The organism is Verrucomicrobiota bacterium, from assembly GCA_021294815.2.
Taxonomy (GTDB): domain Bacteria; phylum Verrucomicrobiota; class Verrucomicrobiia; order Opitutales; family LL51; genus LL51.
In genome coordinates this window covers 720,373-738,028 of record CP095464.1, presented here as the reverse complement: position 1 = coordinate 738,028, position 17,656 = coordinate 720,373, and the positions used below count along the sequence as shown (strand labels likewise).

13 protein-coding genes and 4 tRNA genes are annotated in these 17,656 nt (G+C 47.0%); 4 read left to right on the top strand and 13 right to left on the bottom strand.

Annotated features, from left to right (window positions below; all coding sequences use genetic code 11):
• Nucleotides 1-32: 32 nt before the first annotated feature.
• The 10 genes from LW808_003505 to LW808_003460 form a co-directional block, all read right to left on the bottom strand.
• A tRNA-Arg gene (locus tag LW808_003505) sits at nucleotides 33-108 on the bottom strand.
• A 56-nt stretch (nucleotides 109-164) separates the two neighbouring features.
• Nucleotides 165-878 carry a hypothetical protein gene (locus tag LW808_003500; protein ID UPA28339.1) on the bottom strand — a complete coding sequence of 238 codons (714 nt, stop codon included), beginning with the start codon at nucleotides 876-878 and terminating at the stop codon, nucleotides 165-167.
• Between the two features lie 61 nt (nucleotides 879-939).
• Nucleotides 940-1,013: transfer RNA gene (locus LW808_003495), tRNA-Gln, on the bottom strand.
• A gap of 45 nt (nucleotides 1,014-1,058) precedes the next feature.
• Complete coding sequence (locus LW808_003490; protein UPA28338.1) at nucleotides 1,059-2,132, bottom strand: hypothetical protein; 1,074 nt, start codon at nucleotides 2,130-2,132, stop codon at nucleotides 1,059-1,061.
• A 33-nt stretch (nucleotides 2,133-2,165) separates the two neighbouring features.
• On the bottom strand, nucleotides 2,166-3,152 hold the full coding sequence (locus LW808_003485; protein UPA28337.1) for a hypothetical protein: 987 nt from the start codon (nucleotides 3,150-3,152) through the stop codon (nucleotides 2,166-2,168).
• A 109-nt stretch (nucleotides 3,153-3,261) separates the two neighbouring features.
• Nucleotides 3,262-4,074, bottom strand: coding sequence for a hypothetical protein (locus LW808_003480; GenBank protein UPA28336.1), 813 nt, complete (start codon nucleotides 4,072-4,074; stop codon nucleotides 3,262-3,264).
• Between the two features lie 37 nt (nucleotides 4,075-4,111).
• Nucleotides 4,112-5,413 (bottom strand): tRNA (N(6)-L-threonylcarbamoyladenosine(37)-C(2))-methylthiotransferase MtaB, encoded by a 1,302-nt coding sequence (gene mtaB, locus LW808_003475; GenBank protein ID UPA28335.1) that lies wholly within the window; start codon nucleotides 5,411-5,413, stop codon nucleotides 4,112-4,114.
• On the bottom strand, nucleotides 5,410-6,822 hold the full coding sequence (locus tag LW808_003470; GenBank protein ID UPA28334.1) for a UDP-N-acetylmuramoyl-L-alanyl-D-glutamate--2,6-diaminopimelate ligase: 1,413 nt from the start codon (nucleotides 6,820-6,822) through the stop codon (nucleotides 5,410-5,412). The genes mtaB and LW808_003470 overlap by 4 nt, the downstream gene beginning before the upstream one ends.
• 62 nt (nucleotides 6,823-6,884) lie before the next feature.
• The gene (locus LW808_003465; protein ID UPA28333.1) at nucleotides 6,885-9,050 is read right to left on the bottom strand and encodes a hypothetical protein; all 2,166 of its coding nucleotides are present in this window, start codon (nucleotides 9,048-9,050) and stop codon (nucleotides 6,885-6,887) included.
• Between the two features lie 69 nt (nucleotides 9,051-9,119).
• Nucleotides 9,120-9,830: an RNA pseudouridine synthase gene (locus LW808_003460; protein UPA28332.1), complete on the bottom strand. Its 711-nt coding sequence runs from the start codon at nucleotides 9,828-9,830 to the stop codon at nucleotides 9,120-9,122.
• Between the two features lie 85 nt (nucleotides 9,831-9,915).
• On the opposite strand from LW808_003460, the gene LW808_003455 reads away from it, so the two are divergent.
• Nucleotides 9,916-9,988, top strand: a tRNA-Ile gene (locus tag LW808_003455).
• Nucleotides 9,989-9,993: 5 nt separating this feature from the next.
• Here LW808_003455 and LW808_003450 read toward each other — a convergent pair.
• Nucleotides 9,994-10,923 carry a class I SAM-dependent methyltransferase gene (locus LW808_003450; GenBank protein UPA28331.1) on the bottom strand — a complete coding sequence of 310 codons (930 nt, stop codon included), beginning with the start codon at nucleotides 10,921-10,923 and terminating at the stop codon, nucleotides 9,994-9,996.
• Between the two features lie 92 nt (nucleotides 10,924-11,015).
• Nucleotides 11,016-11,088, bottom strand: a tRNA-Phe gene (locus LW808_003445).
• A 141-nt stretch (nucleotides 11,089-11,229) separates the two neighbouring features.
• Here LW808_003445 and LW808_003440 point away from each other — a divergent pair.
• From LW808_003440 to LW808_003430, 3 genes are all read left to right on the top strand, one after another.
• Entirely contained in the window at nucleotides 11,230-12,624 is a 1,395-nt protein-coding gene (locus LW808_003440; GenBank protein ID UPA28330.1) for a putative Na+/H+ antiporter, read from the top strand.
• A 99-nt stretch (nucleotides 12,625-12,723) separates the two neighbouring features.
• Nucleotides 12,724-14,316 carry a peptide ABC transporter substrate-binding protein gene (locus LW808_003435; protein ID UPA28329.1) on the top strand — a complete coding sequence of 531 codons (1,593 nt, stop codon included), beginning with the start codon at nucleotides 12,724-12,726 and terminating at the stop codon, nucleotides 14,314-14,316.
• Between the two features lie 48 nt (nucleotides 14,317-14,364).
• Nucleotides 14,365-15,357 carry an acetyl-CoA carboxylase carboxyltransferase subunit alpha gene (locus LW808_003430; protein UPA28328.1) on the top strand — a complete coding sequence of 331 codons (993 nt, stop codon included), beginning with the start codon at nucleotides 14,365-14,367 and terminating at the stop codon, nucleotides 15,355-15,357.
• Between the two features lie 50 nt (nucleotides 15,358-15,407).
• On the opposite strand, the gene LW808_003425 is transcribed toward LW808_003430, so the two are convergent.
• Nucleotides 15,408-17,519, bottom strand: a complete 2,112-nt coding sequence (locus LW808_003425; protein ID UPA28327.1) for a ribonucleoside triphosphate reductase — start codon at nucleotides 17,517-17,519, stop codon at nucleotides 15,408-15,410.
• Nucleotides 17,520-17,656 lie beyond the last annotated feature (137 nt).

Genomic DNA, 17,656 nt, shown 5'->3' with positions numbered 1-17,656 from the left:
TCAAGGTCGATAACATAAATTGACTTCACATCTGGCGGGGGAAGAGAGACTCGAACCCTCGACCTTCGGTTTAGAAGACCGCTGCTCTATCCACTGAGCTATTCCCCCGTGGCACGTATTCTTGTTATTCCCGTTCAATGGCAAGCATTATCGGGGAAATGTGCTTAAATTAGGAGACACGGGCAACCTTGGCCACAAGTGCAGAGATCGCTGTCCATCAAGATTTCTTTAAGCGAAATAATGGTCCGGATAACGAGCGCTACGCGGACAGCCTTTTGCAAAACAGGTACAACCTTATTGCATGCCTCTTCACCAATTTCTTGGACGTGTTCACGGCAATATTTGAGCAAATCCGAGGTGATCGTTGTGAATTCGTCAATCAGCTCAACAGGTGAAAATCCTTCCCATTCCTCCTTACGTTCCTGAAAATCATTCAGAATCTCCAATGCCTCTTCAGCACGGCCTTTAAGCATATTCATAGCATCACAAACACTTTTCATTTGATCTTGAAACGCCGCAACAACCTCGGGATCACCTCCTAACGTTTCCAAACTCAACTCTAACGCATGGTGAGAAGCCTCGAGGATTTTAATACAATTCTGCAATTTTCGGATCGATTTTTCCAATGCAGAGGGATTTTCGACGTTCTCAAGCACCACTCCGCGCGTACGAATCTCATCGCCCGAAGTACCGTAAAGGTCACACTCCATTTGAGCGATAAGCTCTTCTTCTGTCGCTTCATGAATAAGCGGCGTTAGAACAATGTTATGAGTTGCAAATGAGTGGACGCTTTTAGGACGAGCTTTTAAGAAAGGTGTCGAACCAAAGCTAAACGAAGTACCCAATCCCAGGCACGCGAAAAATAAATGTTTTTTCATGGCGTGCCTGATTGTAAAAATATTTTATAATTTTACAATTAAAAAACAACCACGCCGAACCTGGCTGCCCGGCTAGGATTCGAACCTAGACAAACAGAGCCAGAATCTGTTGTGCTACCATTACACCACCAGGCAATGCAGAGCCAGCCTTTCTTTTCCCGCACTAATGGCAAGGCTTTTTTACCGCCGATACAAAGAAATTCTCGCCATGCCTATAGGATCTTCTTCTGTTTCTCTTAACTGAAATTGCTCAGGAATAACGGACCAATAATGTCCCCTATCCTCACTACGCTTGTAAAAAACTCTAATAGTGTACTTGGAATTCTCCAACTCTGTCTCCTCCTCGGAATCATCAGAAACATCTGATTCTTTCTCTGACTCCTCTTCGGAAGATTCTGAAAAATCGGAAGTTTCAGAACTTTTAGGGCCTTTATCCTTTCTGAATTTTTCAGGGCCATCAGAACTGTCCGAAACTTCGAAATTTTTGTTCGGCCTAGATATCTTCGAAATTTCAGAAATTTTAACATCTTCAGAATGTTTAGCGGCATCAGACTCTTTTTTAGAACTCTGAGAATTTTCTTCAGAAGTTGTCGAGGCTTCCTTTACTTCGGGACATTGCTTATCCTCGTATATCGCTTTTCCCTCAGTTCCCTCTTCTAGGAAAATTCCACTGTAAGCATGCTCTTGCCCATCACCATACATTACAATAATATCACATCCAAGCCACCAAGCCAGAAATTGAATTAATCCAGAATCCAACGGTATCCCTCCACCCGCAAGTGCGTCGAAAAATCCCCTCCAATCTCCCTCTGTGAGATCAAACGCGTCTTTCTGGACAGAACACGCAACATCCCATGCAAGTTCTTCAAAGGCTTCGCGCACCTTTAAAGGGAGAGGGCTCCTTTCTCTCAAACGTGCAACATGAGCACCAAATTTCCCAAGCTGATCGGTAACGTCTCTCCCTGCAAGCTCGATGCTAGATGCATTGGGATTTTTAGCGACCTTAAGCCCGAGCAACACTGCCCAATAGCCACATCGCCCACGTCCCGGGACATCTAAATATTGATACCCTCGAGGAAGATCCCCATAGGCATTAGCAGGAGTTTTAATGGTGTGAGGCGCTTCACAATTTTCATTCCGTCCATAAACACCATATTCCACACTTTGACTTGAAGCATTCGCTGCACGGGAAAACAGACATAATGTTCCACCTACCACAACTAAATTCAAAAAATTCTGAAACACCTTATCCATGAATAAGCTTGGTACCTGGGATCTAAAGTCATGTCAAGAATGTATCACTGCTTTTTCTAGCAGCATTAGTGAAGATTGTTCGTCACAGGCATCGCCTCGCCTCAAAATATATTTCTCCAAAATAATCGACTGATAATGCCCCAATATGCCTTCTCCCCGATAAAAGATAATCAAAGGATCTCGGTCACCGGGATAATCGTAAACATGGGCATTATTTTCATCATAAACGACGATAATGGTACGTCGGAAATGTCTCGTTAAACGTCCGATAAGCACGGAATCTAGCTGAACGCGCCCCTCTCTTAGCATGGACAGAAAACGGTTTCGATCTGCGGAAGTGACATTATCGATCGCCGCATTTGTGTACTGAACGATTAACAGTGTCAGTTCATCAAAAATAACAAGATCTTCTTCGGTAAAGCTCGATTGAGCAAAAAATGCAGCAATATCATCAGCAAGCCAGTTTAACAAAGCAGAAATATCCGCTCTCGTTACACGACCGTTCGGCTTATCCTCAACAGCTGCGGCGGACAACAATAATGCCCAACAGCCGCAACACCCATCGCCAGGTACGTTTTGCAGCCGAAACTTTCTTTTTTCTTCCGCAAACCCTACTTTCTGTAAAACAGCAGCAATTTGGTCAGAAGTCAACAAGGGAGCAGCCGTGTCTTTACGCATCGATGGAGGTTGCGGACGGCCAAAATTTTTCCCTACAGCGCGATGATCTCTTGATTTTACAGAACCGTTATAGTCCTCGTTCCGTTCCCAATGGCTAGCTGAATCGAATGAGTCAACTGGCGGCAACATGGACTCCAAATCCTCACCAAAACCGCAAAAAGGGATCTGCTGATCAACACATCGCTCATCATCAAAATCAAAAGAGGGGAAGGCCGCGTTAGCTACATTGAATAGGGAGCTCTCTAATCCAATCACAAAAAAAGATTTAACAAGCAAAAGCAAATCGCTCCAACATTTAGCAAGCGGTGTATTCGTGAAAATTTGCCTCTTCCTCTCGTTCATGCCCCTACGCGATACACGAGCCTGAAAATGATGTCAAGCAATGTTAATCGCTTTCTAACTCCACGATCTTACTCGGCGCACAATGTGGTGGCTAGGTTCACCCAATCTATTAATTAATATGGATATTACACGTTTGCGGGACAATCGCTTGATAGTGTCCGCCTCGACCATCGCCTCGGTAAAAAATCTGCACAGGATCATCTTCTGCCTGAAAATTCCCCCTATAGGTGTGCGTGATAATTTTGCGCAATCCCTTTTGAAATTCCTCCTTTTTCACGAGAATATCGAAACCAATGACCGGTGCGAGAAAAACCGTTAACGGTGAATCGAGCTCCAATCGCCCTTGTTCGAGCTTTGTTAAAAACTGATTCCAATCAGTATTATTGAGGTCCTCTTCCTTTTTCCCCGTATCATTCGCGATCAAGGTTGCAATTTCTTCTAACGCTTCGGTATCCTCTGGCGTCCGATCTTGTTTGCCACGAATGTAGGCAATGCGGTCCGAGAGCCGTTTTAGCAATGCCAAAATTTCCGATTTTTTGACATAAATGTCACGTGCATCGTGCTGCTCGGCAATTTTTTTGACGACGAGCACCGCCCAAAACCCGCAAAGTCCATCGCCTGGGACGTTGTACAGCCGAAACCCCGGAGGGACAAGCACCGTAGCGTCTTGTTTTGGAACGGCAGCGATCTGGCCTAATTGAGGAAGAATGACGTACTTCGAATCTTTGGCGACACCGGGTTGCCGCGATGCCAAAGTCTTGATTGTCCGTATCGTTTGCGCAAGTTGTTGATTCGCTTTTTTTGCCGATACCAGTAGCTGTCGCCTTGCATTCTGGATCCGTACCATATCTGCAGAACTTCCCTCTACCGTACCTGCAGCCCCTAAAAGCAGGCACGACCACACCCCCATCACTTTAACCATCCAAGCAAGAAGCTATTCGTTTACAAAGGTTTTGCAATCATTTTTCGTTAACAAGTTCCGCAACAACCCCTTCTTCCGAAATCCGTGTTAATGTTACTTTATGCAACTGATTCGTTAGATCGCGTCCTGGATCAGGCACCCAAACTTTGATGTAATTTTCCGTTAACCCGTGGAAACCACCGGGTTCGCGATCTTCAAATAAAACATCCATTTCTTTTAAAAGATAGCGCTCAAGGAAGTGACGACGCTTTTGTGCGCTCAACGCGCGGAGTTGCTGACTACGGCGGTTGATCTCAGCGGGCGCAACAAAATCGTGACTTAAATCCGCAACGGTTCCTGGACGACGGGAATACGAAAAGACGTGCGCGTACTGTAAGGGTGACTGTTCAAAAAAGTCGACAGACGCCTGAAAATCCTCCTCGGTTTCTCCCGGGAACCCGACAATAATATCCGTCCCGAGCCCGACATTAGGAATCGTAGCCGCAGCTTTTTCAAAAAATACCCTCGCCTCCTCGAGGTTGTAATGACGTCGCATTTTCTTTAAAATACGATCGCTCCCTGATTGTAATGGGACATGAAGGTAGTGTAAAAGCTTGTTTTGAGGATCTCGCATTTGTTCAAAAATCTTTTGAGGAATTGTTTTCAGCTCGATGCTACTCAGACGAATCCGCAATAATCCCGGAATCGCGTTCAACGCCTGGATAACATCCGACAAATCTTTGCCATCGCTCGAATATGTCCCGATATTAACGCCCGTAAGGATGATTTCCTTGACGCCTTTTTTGACATGTTCCGCGGCGTCCTGTAATAAATCGTCAAATGCCCGGCTCCGAGAGCGCCCCCGCAACCGCGGAATAATGCAATAACTACAGCAAAAATCGCATCCTTCCTGAATTTTGAGATTGTAGCGTTTTTCGTAAACCGGCACCAAAGCGCAGCTTGTGCGAAATTCTGATTTCGGTAAGGGATTATGGAAAATGTAGGGAAATTGCTGTCCACGTTCGACTTGCTCAATGTGTTCAAGGAGTTTCGATTTTTCCGCGTTGCCAATGACACAAATATACGGGTGCATCGCCTTTAGAGATTCTGCCGCATTTTCCGCTAGGCACCCCGTTACAAAGAGATGGATTTTGGGATTTTGACGAACAATCTGACGGAGTGTTTGACGACATTTCGACTCCGCCAATGCCGTAACCGCGCAGGTATTCACGACCGCCGCGTCGACGGAAGTATCGAAGTCCGGTGCAATTGTATGACCTTTGGCTTCGAGCTGCTCTACAATTGTACGGCTTTCCGCGGCATTCAGGCGACACCCATGAGTATGAACGTAAATCTTCATAACACCTTCGCCGCCTCAAAATATGTACGAACACAGTCTTGGTCGCTGAATGGGATTTTTTGGTCTCCAACCACTTGATAACGTTCATGTCCCTTCCCTGCAACCAAAACAATATCACCGGGTTGTGCGTGCTGTAACGCCATTTCGATCGCCTGTCGCCGATCGGGTTCGAACAGAACGTTGCGATGTCGGACTCCTAAACGCATATCATGAAAAATATCCTCAATTGCCTCATGACGTGGATTATCCGCCGTCGCGATAACAAGCGACGACCGCTCGCACGCAACTTGCATCATTTTAGGGCGTTTTGTTCGATCGCGTTCTCCGCCGCAACCAAAAATCGTAATTATTTTTTTCGGTTTTAGTTTTTGGAGCGTCTGTAAAACGCGACGCAGCCCATCTTCCGTATGTGCAAAATCGACAAAAACAGCTACCCCATTGATCTGGACCACACTCTCCAAACGGCCTGGAACACCCGGGAAAGTCGCTAATCGCCGACATAATTTTTCTAACGCGATACCCTCAACTTCATGAATCGCCGCAATAGCCGCCAGTGCATTTTCGACGTTAAAATCCCCCAGTAACGGACTACGACAGGGATAATATTTTCCGTGATATTTAAGGTCAAAAGAAGTTCCCTCGGGATGCATCTGAATATTTTGTGCTTGGTAATCCGCAGGTACATTAACCCCGTAGGTTACGCCCCCAAGCTCTCGCCATAAGCGTTCTCCGTACGGATCGCCGATGTTGAAAATATTGCACCGTGGCCTTGGGGTGTCGGTAAACAATTTTCGCTTTGCGGCAAAGTACGCCATCGAGTTGCCGTGATAATCTAGATGATCGCTCGTCAAATTGGTAAAAATCGCGGCATCGAATTGGAGCCCACAGTGGCGCCGTTGATCGAGGCCGTGTGAACTCAACTCGATCGCGACAGGGGCGCTTTTTGGAACTGTGGCAATCATACGGTACAGCGATTCCAAACTGGGGGTTGTTTGAGCCGCCTCGTGACTTTCAACTAACAAATCATCAACGATAGTTCCAATGAGCGCTGTCGACCTCCCCAATAGATGCCGGATGAGGTACGTGACGGTCGTTTTCCCATTGGTCCCTGTAACCCCCCACAAAGAATGGTTGTCGACCGGTAAAAGTCGATGAAGTGCCTGCGCAAAAACTCCAACAACGTCTGTGGCGACATAAAATTTTACGTCACGCAAATCAACTACGTCTTGTGAAGAAAGAACAACCTCGCGACATCCGCGCTGAATCGCATCATCAACAAAATCTTTAACGTCGTGTGCCCGGCTCGGGAGCGCAAAAAACATTTTCCCTGGCCCCGCTTTTCGGCTATCTGAAGTCACCTGATCCGCTGTGCGATCTTCCAATACAGACGACTCCCACGCACACTGCATGGCACAACACTACGAGATTTCGTTTATTTTCTTCAACTCAAATCTTGGAGTCTTATTAAGTTCTAAACCTTCTGCTTAGAGGTAATCACGTACTCTGTAGTCGTCTTTACCGGTATGAGAATCTGTCGTGCGACATTTCGCGGCACGAAATTCGACTTCGCCGGTTGCTTTACCGGGACTTTGGTGCCCGCTGGCAACTTATCTGCCGGACCCATCACGCTTTCCTGTTCGATAGCCCACATGATGAAGTGGAAAACCCACGAAATCAGCTTGTAGCTGAAGAACGACTCACTGATCACCTCGTGCTCGTGGATCTTAATCGAAGCCCTTCGTGGCGCCGATGTCACAGTCGGATCGACGTAATCTCTAAGTCCCAGCTGTGCCAAGAACAACGTGAAACCTACCAATGCATCACCGTCGATCTTGTAAATCTCATCGTCGCCGAGAAAATTATTAGGAATTGCACTTGGCTTTTTCGCCGTTCCGTTCTGCTTGTTATCGATTTGCTGTTTCAGGACATCAAGCGTACTCGCCACGATCAACTCCTCGTTAAGGTAAGCCAAATGGGAAATCACTTCCTCTTGCGTCAGCGTCTCCGGCGGATTTTCTCCGTTCAACAACGCCGTAGCAACTTTGAATATCTCCGCCCCTACCCCGTAAAGCGGTACCTCATCGTGAGTCCCCTCGGGACGAAGATACCTGGAAAATTCCCATTTCTCAACGGGAAATGCCGGAACGCGATAGGGATGCAGAATTCCTAACATAGAAGTCTTAACACTTAGTAACTCCGCCAAAGTTTTGATACCGGGGAAACGGTAACAACCCGCTGAAATAACGGTCCCATTTTTGAGGGTACCGGTAATGCCCGCACTTCCATCTGAAAGCTTACTGACTAAAAATTCAGTAAACTCCACAACCTTCCGCTTCCAATCATCCGGCAACAAGTTTTTTTGAGGAGGAGTGCTTACGGAGCTTGATCCATCGCTAACCGGACTGTTAGCGAGTGCCTGTGTCTCTTTATTCTTCGATTGACCTTCTTTTTTCTCAACAATCTCGGTCTTCATAAGAATCGTAACAACCTTATCGGCTATTTTTCTGAGATTTTTCGCAAATAAATCCTTACAATCACGCGAAGTACAAGCCCCCGCCTTTGTGCTATTTTCAGGAAGATAAATTGAAGGCAAAACGACCGTTTTCTTCGATAACTTCGTGAAAGGATCAACAGTTTCCGCGCTGAAGGTTACATCAATCCCTTCCGAATCAAAAGCAACCACTAGACGAACGTGGCGCAACTCTGCCACCACGGCATCCACAAGCTCCATAATCTTCTTTTGTGATGGATCATCCTCTGTGGTGGATTTTATCACGGCGCTAACATCGATCGCCAACTGTGCGGGTTGATCCGCTGTTTTTTCCGCTGATGCCTTATCCTCCTCTTTTTGAACTAAAAGTGCCTCTGTCTCTGTCAATTCGCTCGTTTCTTCTTCCTTTTCGGGAGTCTTCGAGGTATCTTTCAAAAGCAGTCGCTCAACCCAGTCGCGAAGTGCGGCAAAATCGAGTTCATCCATCTGGATATAGCACCGGTCTGCAGCCGACTTACTCACACCCCAGGGCGTATTTTCTTGAACAACCGCTGCGAGCAGTTTTTTGTCTTGGGAAATCTGTTCCAGCTGTGTCGTACTTCCGGTTACGATGAAAAAGCCCTCATGTTCAAAAAACTTCGAAAACCCGCTCTCTTTGAGTATATCACGCAAAATTTGGATTCGCGCCGGATCGGATATCGGTCGAAGTACAGCAAAAAAACCGGGCGTATGATCATTTTGGGTATAATAATGGATTACAACGTCATAGTTGAGGTCCAAAATTCCCACTAACGGCAATGCCAGCGCCGATATAAACGCCCTGGCCGCTATCGGTGCAATTCCCAAAGCATTAAAAAGACCTTCGCGGCTCAAAATTCTTTCCGGAGCGGAAAAACGTACACTCGCAATGGGCTTCAAATCCGCTAAACTCGGTAGTACCTCTACTGCTGCTTTGGCAATCATCTTCTCTTGAACCGCGGGCAATGCTTCCGATTCCACCACCGGCATCTCTGAAGCTCCTTTTACCTGCGACACTTCCACTACTGCCGGACTTGCGGGCGCGACCGCTGTATTTTCCGCGCACAAGATTTCACCGACGCCCATCCACAAACCCAATGAAAGGTGAAATACCAACGCTTTGTTCATAATTTTCTCACCCCAGAGGATAAAAAATCGCCCCTTAACGCAAGTCCAATCTCAAACGATCATTTCGGCTTAAAATTCGTAAGGAACCTGCGCAGAAAATTGAAACGACTGCCCTTGATAACAGTACTCCAAATCAATAGCGCAAGATTGGAGGTAGAGCCGCTTCCCTAAAATCGGTACCAACTGTCGGTTTAATTTAAAATCCCCATAAGTTTGATCGCCAACAATCGGCATTTGCCGCAATGCGCACTGAACCCGGAGTTGGTGCGTCCTCCCCGTCACCGGCTGCAACTGATAAATCGCCAAAGTGGGCATTTCACTACCCAAAGAAACAGTCCGAATTAACATATACCGCGTGATGGCAAGCGTGCCTTGAGAATGTAGTTTTGGTTCTACACGGCATGATCGAACACAATCTTTAAGCCGTTGTTTTTGCAAGACGTCACGAAAAATGCCTTTCTGCGGCAGCGATTGATACTGTACGAGCGCGCGGTACTCTTTCTGGACACACCCCGCCGCAAAAGCTTGACGAATTGCCTTGGTAACAGAAAGCGAAGTGCAGCCCAATACAATACCCGAGGTCGGCGTATCGAGGCGATTCAGGAGAAAAAACTTTTCTCGATTATTCTGATAACATCGCTGCACGGGATCGTAACCGAGACTCAGCAACGCACGGCGACAGTGCCCCGGACGATTGGGAATCGACATAATTCCACATGGCTTATAGAGTGCAACCACCCCGTTGGGGTCAACAGCCACAACATGAACCCCAGGCGCCATAAAAGGCTCCCAGCACGTCGGATCATCATTCATCGGCAAAATTCAACTTGCCAATTTTTTGAGAAAAACAAGACTCATCGACGCCGGGCCCTTAGCTCAGCGGTTAGAGCAGGGGACTCATAATCCCTTGGTCGCAGGTTCGAATCCTGCAGGGCCCACCCGGTTATTTTTTGCGCGCTATAACAACCAAGAATCTATCATCCACTTTGACATCTCCCGGGTTATAGCGTCCCGAGCGGTCCTTTGCGAATTCTTCAACGGTAAAGCCGTTTTTTTCTAAAAAAAACTTCATTGAAGCTTTATTAAAGAGATGAAAGTGCCGCGACATCCGATCACCCTCAAAATTCGCGTCAAAATCTGGCGTCTCAAGAAACAGCAACCCTCCCGGACGAATCTTCCCTTTCAAAGCTTCTAAAATTGCTGACGGTGATCGAAAATGTTCCAGCGTATCCACCATCGCAATTACATCGAAGAACCCATCCTCAAATCGATGAAAATAATCGATCGCGTCACACCGAATCACCTCTCCATAACGCGACGCCTCCTTTTGAGAAAGGTCTGTTACATCATTTCCATAACAAACAAAGCCCTTTTCTTTGGCTAACTTCATGAAAACCCCATCCGCACAACCAACATCTAAAAAACGTTCTTCGCCTTTGCTTTTTTTTGTGTAGTGCTTCTCGATTAAACTCATGTAATAGGAGAAAATACCTTCCCGGAAATTGGAGTCATAATCATGGACAAACCCTTTGTACTTTCCTGAAAAATACTCGTCGTAGAATCGCATTACTACATTGTCATTTAAACGGGGCGACACCATCGCGAGCTGACAATCCGGACAACACAACCAGTGAAATTTTCGAGGAATAGCGGCAAACGGCACATCATTCTCCGGATGTGCAGCGTAATAATCCCAAACGTAACCCCACTCCAACGAAGCATCATGCGTTGCCTTTTCAGCTAGCTTGTTACCGCCGCACAAATCACAACAAGTTACCTCTTGCGCAACTTTCTCAACACCCCCGCTAGCAAAACAGCTCAACGCAGTACTTACCATAAGTAGGAGCGGCACAACTCCTTTCAGAACATCCATGATTGCAGAGAAGATGATTAAAATCCGTGTCGTCAACTCCAGACACTAGTACATCGCATTTTGATAAAATTCACACATACTCCGAAGCGCGGTGGCGAGGGGCGGAATCGAACCGCCGACACAAGGATTTTCAGTCCTCTGCTCTACCGACTGAGCTACCTCGCCGCGGCTCAATAGCTGAATAACACTGTTTTCAAAGTCAAGGGTTAATTACCCAATGAATGCATATCAGCCCAGAACTGTGGCACTGTATAATCAGTTGCCAAAAGCCCCTTGTCGTTATACTATACTCGGAGAGAATGAGCCATGTACTGTCTTTTGAGCACCCTTAATCTACTTCCTATACCGCTTGAAACCTATGGAACGGCGAATTTGGAAAATTTAGCGCAAATTCTTGCCCATCGGATTCAATGTGCTCCATTTAACGCATTTGCGACAACGATCTTTCTTTGTGCGGTACTGCACACATTTTTCGCTCCCATTTTTCAGAAAATCGCTACGCGTTTTGACGGCAATGAGGCACGCGACCGCATGCTTCATACTCTATTTCATTTTTTGGGCGAAATTGAGGTAATTTTTGGACTCTGGATACTGCCCTTAGCAATTGGGATTCTTTATCTTTACGACTACAGGACCTTAGCGGGCTACATCCAATCCGTCAATTACGTGGAGCCCATGTTTATCGCCGTTATCATGACGATCGCAGCAAGCCGGCCGATCTTACAATTCGCACAACGCTGTATGCAGCGCGTTGCATCACTTGGGGGTTGTACTCCAAAAGCATGGTGGTTCGCCATTTTGACCATTGGTCCGCTCTTGGGATCGTTTATTACCGAGCCTGCCGCAATTACCATTTCCGCACTGCTTTTGTCGCAACAATTTTACGCCCTCGAGCCATCGATGAAATTTCGTTATGCGACGCTTGGACTGCTGTTTGTCAATGTCTCCGTCGGCGGTGTCTTGACCCACTTTGCTGCACCGCCGGTCCTTATGGTCGCCGAACGTTGGGGCTGGAATACGCCCTATATGTTCACGCACTTCGGAGTGATTGCGATGCTAGGAATTGCAATCGCAACAGCCCTTTACGGATTTCTCTTTCGGAGAGAGTTGCATATTTTGCAGGAAAGGTCCCGGAAAGTCGAAGAGAAATCGCAAGAACAACCTACGGTTCCGTTATGGATTATCGGAATTCATCTTTGCTTTCTCATCTGGACAATCGTTAACATTCATACACCGGCACTTTTTATTTTGGGCTTCCTTTTCTTTTTGGGGTTTGTTCAGGTTACAGCCCCTTATCAGACCCCAATCTCGTTGCGATCGCCTGTCCTCGTGGGATTTTTTCTAGCGGGTCTCGTCACTCATGGCGGTTTACAACAATGGTGGATTGAGCCTGTACTTGGACAGCTCGGCGAATCATCTCTATTTTGGGGCGCAACGCTGCTCACGGCATTTAACGACAACGCGGCAATTACCTATCTCTCTTCTTTAGTACCCTCTATTGCTCAAAATGCGGCGCTCAAACATGCGGTCGTCTGCGGTGCGGTAACCGGAGGTGGCCTGACGGTCATTGCCAATGCACCGAACCCCGCAGGCCAGGCGATTTTATCCAAACATTTTTCGAAAAAAATTTCACCGTTGAGATTGCTTATGGGAGCACTTCCGCCAACACTTATCCTCGCAACTTGCTTTCTTTGCCTATAAGTTTCCTTTGGAATAATCCGTAAAAATTCTCACTAGTACACGAAGTCATAGTTTTGTGTTGCCCTTCGAACACTCCATTTTTTAGTGGTCGGGGTCTTTATGAAGTGTTTACGAACTCTTTTCCTCGTTTTGGTTCTAGTCGGTATTGTGATTGCGGTGAGGCACTTTCAGCTCTTGCCGACAGCCAAAGATACCCTTCGCATTGGGAATTCGACGGAAGTTGCCACTTTAGATCCGCAATTAGCACCGGGGCTCGATGAAGGAAAGGTCGTCTCTGCGATTTTCGAGGGGTTATTTGTTCCGGCGACCCGTGATTTGAAACCATTACCGGGAGTTGCGGAGTCATATGTCGTTTCTAAGAATCGAAGGGAGTACACTTTTACTCTACGTGAAAATGCGCGATGGAGTAATGGCGATCCTGTTGTTGCCGGAGATTTCGTCAATGCCGTCCGCCGCGGGCTCTCAACCAATCTCGGTTCGCCGTGGGCGGAACTTTATTTTGTACTTCTGAATGCGCAGCGCTACTACAATGACGAGGTTACCGATTTCTCAAAAGTTGGCATCGAGGCGGTCAACAGTAGAACTTTGAAGCTCACACTGGAGGAACCTATCGATTATCTCCCCTCGTTGCTTATGCATTGGGCATGGTCCCCCGTTCACAAGACTTCCATTAAGCGTTTTGGTAGTCCTTATGATCGTAACAATCCGTGGACACGTGTTGGGAACATCGTGACTAATGGACCCTATGTACTTCAGTCAATTGAGGTTGGAGACAAGATTGTCGTTTCGAAAAACAAGTATTACTGGGATTACGATAATGTCGCTATTGGGACGATTCAATTTCTTTCCGGAGTCGATACCATGACCGAGGAAAATATGTTTAATGCCAATCAGATCGATATCACGGACAACGTCGCAGCAGAAAAGATCGAGTTTTATAAATCACAAAAACTGCTCAAAACGACGGCAACACTGGGTTCATTCTTTTTCTGGTTTAATTGTACCCGTCCACCATTCGATGATGTGCGCGTACGCAAAGCACTCAGTCTGGCCATTGATCGTTCGGCAATTGGTAAACTTCGGGGACGTGGTGATGGGTTTGAAGCCTATGCGCTCGTACCTCCTGGGACATTTAACTATAATGCGGACCGCCACCTGATGTCTGAAGATGTCACCCTCGCGAAACAACTGCTCCGCGAGGCAGGGTATCCTGACGGGAAAGGGTTTCCCAAAGTAGCATTTGTTTACAACACAACGCCAGGACAAAAGCTCATCGCGGAAGCCGTACAAGAGATGTGGCGCCGTAATCTGGGCATTAAAATCGATCTGCAGAGCTTCGAATGGGGTGTTTTTTTAGGCGAGCGTCGCGCGCATAATTTTGCAATTTGCCGTGGAGGTTGGATCGGCGACTATAATGATGCGACCACCTTTCTTGACCTGTTTCGCTCTGACAGCCCTAATAATCATGCGCAATGGAAAAATAAGGAATACGATGCTCTTCTCGAACAGGCGGCTAAAGCGCCGGAAAATCGTGCCGCAATCCTCTCTGAGGCCGAGCGTCTAATTTTTGACGAGATGCCGATTGTACCACTCTATTACGATTCTACGTGTCACCTCGTTGCAAAGCGCGTCGGCGGCTGGCACGCCAATATCCTCGACTGGCACGCGCTCAAGTTTGTATACTTCCGTTAAAAAATAAAAAGATTGCGAGATATGGGGAGGATCGCTTATTAAGGGGCAATGTTTACCAAGAAGGCGAAATCTCCGGATCGGCAGTATATCCTTGAGTTCGAGCGGCCACTTCGAGAGCTCCAGAGAAACCTTGACGAGTTGTTGGAGCGTTCTCAGGGAGCGAAGATCGATATTTCGTCGGAAATCCATGCTCTTGAAGGGAAAATTGCCAATGAGGAGCACCGCATCTTTGCCAATCTAACCACCTGGCAACGGGTCCTGATCGCGCGGCATCCGAGTCGGCCTTACGCACAGGATTACATCAAAAATATTTTTACGGATTTCCAAGAGCTCCACGGCGATCGTCGGTTTGGCGATGATCAGGCGATTATGGGCGGTTTTGCCGATCTCGATGGTGAACCCGTCATGGTTACCGGGCAGCGTAAGGGTCGATCGCTTGAGGAAAATATTGCGTACAATTTCGGGTGTCCCTACCCCGAGGGTTATCGAAAAGCGCTGCGGCTCATGCGGCTCGCCGAAAAATTTTCTTTACCGATTATCACTTTCGTCGATACCCCAGGTGCCTATCCTGGCATTGGATCCGAAGAACGCCACGTCGCGGAGGCGATCGCGTTTAACCTTCAAGAAATGGGGAGGCTCGCGACCCCAATTTTGTCGATAGTCATCGGTGAAGGCGGTTCTGGGGGTGCGCTGGGTATTGCGGTCTCCGATCGGGTATTCGTTCTCGAAAATGCTTATTATTCCGTCATTTCTCCCGAAGGCTGTGCCGCGATTTTATGGAAAGATCGCAAATTTGCCCCAGAAGCTGCCGAAGCGCTCCAGTTATCGCCGCAAAACCTCTTACAGTTCGGAATCGTTGAGGAAATTATTCCCGAACCTCTCGGAGGCGCGCACCGTAACCCGGATTTTGTCTTCGAGGCGACGAAAGAAACGCTATTGCGACACCTCAAATCTCTTAAAAAGCTTTCTGAAAAACAGCTACTCGAGAAGCGCTACCAACGTTTTCGTTCTATCGGTATTTTTTCTGAAACTGAGCAATAAAAAAGCGGCACCAAAGTGCCGTCCTTTTATCGATTTTCCCCTTCTTGGTCCTACATCGCGGCACACCGCGGGCAACCATCGAACCTGAGCATTTTGCGCATCGCAAACTCGGTCTGCTTACCGTCATTCCACTGTTGTACCGGTTGAAGATAGCCCACAACACGGGAATAAACCTCGGTTTTACTACCACAATGAGGACACTTCTTTTGCTCCCCTGAAAGATACCCATGCTCTGCACACACCGAAAACGTCGGTGTCAACGAGAAGTAAGGTAACCTATAGGATTCCGCGATCTTTCGAACGAGGTTCTTAACAACTTCACCATCACGAATGCGTTCACCAAGGAAACAGTGTACAACCGTTCCGCCGGTAAACTTTGTCTGTAACTCGTCCTGATGATCCAAGACCTGAAAGAGATCATTCGTATAGTTGACCGGGACATGAATAGAATTCGTGTAATACGGAGTTTCGCTCTCACTCGCGCTGCGTACCGCACCCCCGAACTGCTTCTGATCCTTAAGCGCCAAGCTAAATGATGCCCCTTCTGCCGGTGTCGCCTCAAGATTGTAGTAATTGCCCGTCTCTTGTTGGAATTCAACCATCTTCGACCGCATATAATCGAGGACTTCAAGCGCGAATTGCCGCCCTTCTTCGGTCATAATACTCCTATTCAACAGATTTAAACATGCTTCATTCATTCCAACAATCCCGATCGTCGAGAAGTGGTTACTCCAATAGCACCCAAAACGCTGTTTGATACTCTTTAAGTAAAAAGATGTGTACGGATAGAGCCCTGCATCCGTGAGTTTTTCCAAAAGTGCGCGCTTAATTTCTAAACTCTCTTTCGCCAACACCATTAACTTCGTCAGACGATCGAAAAACTCCTCTTTCGTCGCCGATAAAAATCCAAGACGCGGTAGATTGATCGTCACAATGCCGACACTTCCTGTCAACGGATTCGCACCGAATAATCCTCCACCTTTACGCCGTAACTCTGTATTATCGATCCGCAAACGACAGCACATCGAACGTACATCTTCCGGATTCATATCCGAATTGACGAAATTCGAAAAATACGGGATCCCGTACTTGCCAGTAATTTCCCAAAGTCCCTTGAGATTCTCACTATCCCAATCGAAATCTCGGGTAACGCTAATCGTCGGAATCGGGAAGGTCATCACACGACCCTTCGCATCGCCCTGCGCTAGAACTTTGAAGAACGCACGATCAAAAAGATCAATTTCCTTCTGGAATTCACCGTACTTCTGTTCCTGCAGTTTGCCACCGATAATCACCGGTTCGTCCTTGAGGTGCGCCGGACAAAAGAGATCGAGCGTTACATTTGTAAATGGCGTCTGGAAACCGACCCGCGTCGGTACATTGATGTTAAAAACAAACTCTTGAAGCGCTTGCTCGACCTGTTCTTCGGTTAAACCATCAAAACGGATGAAAGGCGCCAAAAGGGTATCAAAATTGGAAAATGCCTGTGCTCCTGCGGCCTCACCTTGTAAGGTGTAGAAAAAGTTGACAACCTGTCCTAATGCCGTTCTAAAATGCTTCGCGGGCTTCGACTCAAGCTTGCCATGAACACCTCCAAACCCCTCTTTGAGCAAATCCGCTAAATCCCAGCCAACACAATAAACCGATAATTGCGAGAGATCATGAAGGTGGAAATCGCCAGATTCGTACGCCTCACGGACCGCTTGTGGATACACCTTATTAAGCCAGTACGTTTTCGAGATCGATCCCGCAAGGTACTGATTGAGCCCTTGGAGCGAATAACGCATGTTGCTGTTTTCACGGACCTCCCAATCGAGCTTAGACAAATACTGATCTACTTTATCAATCTCTGCCTCTTTCACAAGATCTGCGGTTCGATTCCGGCGATCACGTACTAAAATCGCATGCTTTGCACTCTTATGATACGGCGACTGTAACAAAACCGTCTCGATAGTATTTTCGAGCTCGGATAAAGTATCGGCATGTGCCGCACCCAGTTGAACAAAAACCGCACCGGTTAACTGCTCGGCGACTTCTGAACCGAATTCCTCCGTCGTGGTTCCAATCTCCAACAACATCTGATAGACCTGCAAACGCAACACGTCCTCCGGCTCGATGGTGGTATCAAATTTCACTTTTTGACTCAATGTTTGGCTAATCATCTTTTAATCCTTAAATACTATATCTAGTGGCTTCTATCGAAACGAGATAGAATATATAGTATCTCAAAGCGAAATGCGAGGATTTTTTAGAAAATCTTATTCACCGGAAATTTTGCGATCCAGAGCTCACTTTTGAG

What these genes read in the sequence shown, in the direction of transcription:
- LW808_003485 (UPA28337.1), bottom strand. Translation starts at nt 3,152, where the DNA reads ATGAACGAGAGGAAGAGGCAAATTTTCACGAATACACCGCTTGCTAAA.
- LW808_003490 (UPA28338.1), bottom strand. Translation starts at nt 2,132, where the DNA reads ATGGATAAGGTGTTTCAGAATTTTTTGAATTTAGTTGTGGTAGGTGGA.
- LW808_003435 (UPA28329.1), top strand. Translation starts at nt 12,724, where the DNA reads ATGAAGTGTTTACGAACTCTTTTCCTCGTTTTGGTTCTAGTCGGTATT.
- LW808_003500 (UPA28339.1), bottom strand. Translation starts at nt 878, where the DNA reads ATGAAAAAACATTTATTTTTCGCGTGCCTGGGATTGGGTACTTCGTTT.
- LW808_003450 (UPA28331.1), bottom strand. Translation starts at nt 10,923, where the DNA reads ATGGATGTTCTGAAAGGAGTTGTGCCGCTCCTACTTATGGTAAGTACT.
- LW808_003440 (UPA28330.1), top strand. Translation starts at nt 11,230, where the DNA reads ATGTACTGTCTTTTGAGCACCCTTAATCTACTTCCTATACCGCTTGAA.
- LW808_003430 (UPA28328.1), top strand. Translation starts at nt 14,365, where the DNA reads ATGTTTACCAAGAAGGCGAAATCTCCGGATCGGCAGTATATCCTTGAG.
- mtaB (UPA28335.1), bottom strand. Translation starts at nt 5,413, where the DNA reads ATGAAGATTTACGTTCATACTCATGGGTGTCGCCTGAATGCCGCGGAA.
- LW808_003460 (UPA28332.1), bottom strand. Translation starts at nt 9,830, where the DNA reads ATGGCGCCTGGGGTTCATGTTGTGGCTGTTGACCCCAACGGGGTGGTT.
- LW808_003425 (UPA28327.1), bottom strand. Translation starts at nt 17,519, where the DNA reads ATGATTAGCCAAACATTGAGTCAAAAAGTGAAATTTGATACCACCATC.
- LW808_003470 (UPA28334.1), bottom strand. Translation starts at nt 6,822, where the DNA reads ATGCAGTGTGCGTGGGAGTCGTCTGTATTGGAAGATCGCACAGCGGAT.
- LW808_003465 (UPA28333.1), bottom strand. Translation starts at nt 9,050, where the DNA reads ATGAACAAAGCGTTGGTATTTCACCTTTCATTGGGTTTGTGGATGGGC.
- LW808_003480 (UPA28336.1), bottom strand. Translation starts at nt 4,074, where the DNA reads ATGGTTAAAGTGATGGGGGTGTGGTCGTGCCTGCTTTTAGGGGCTGCA.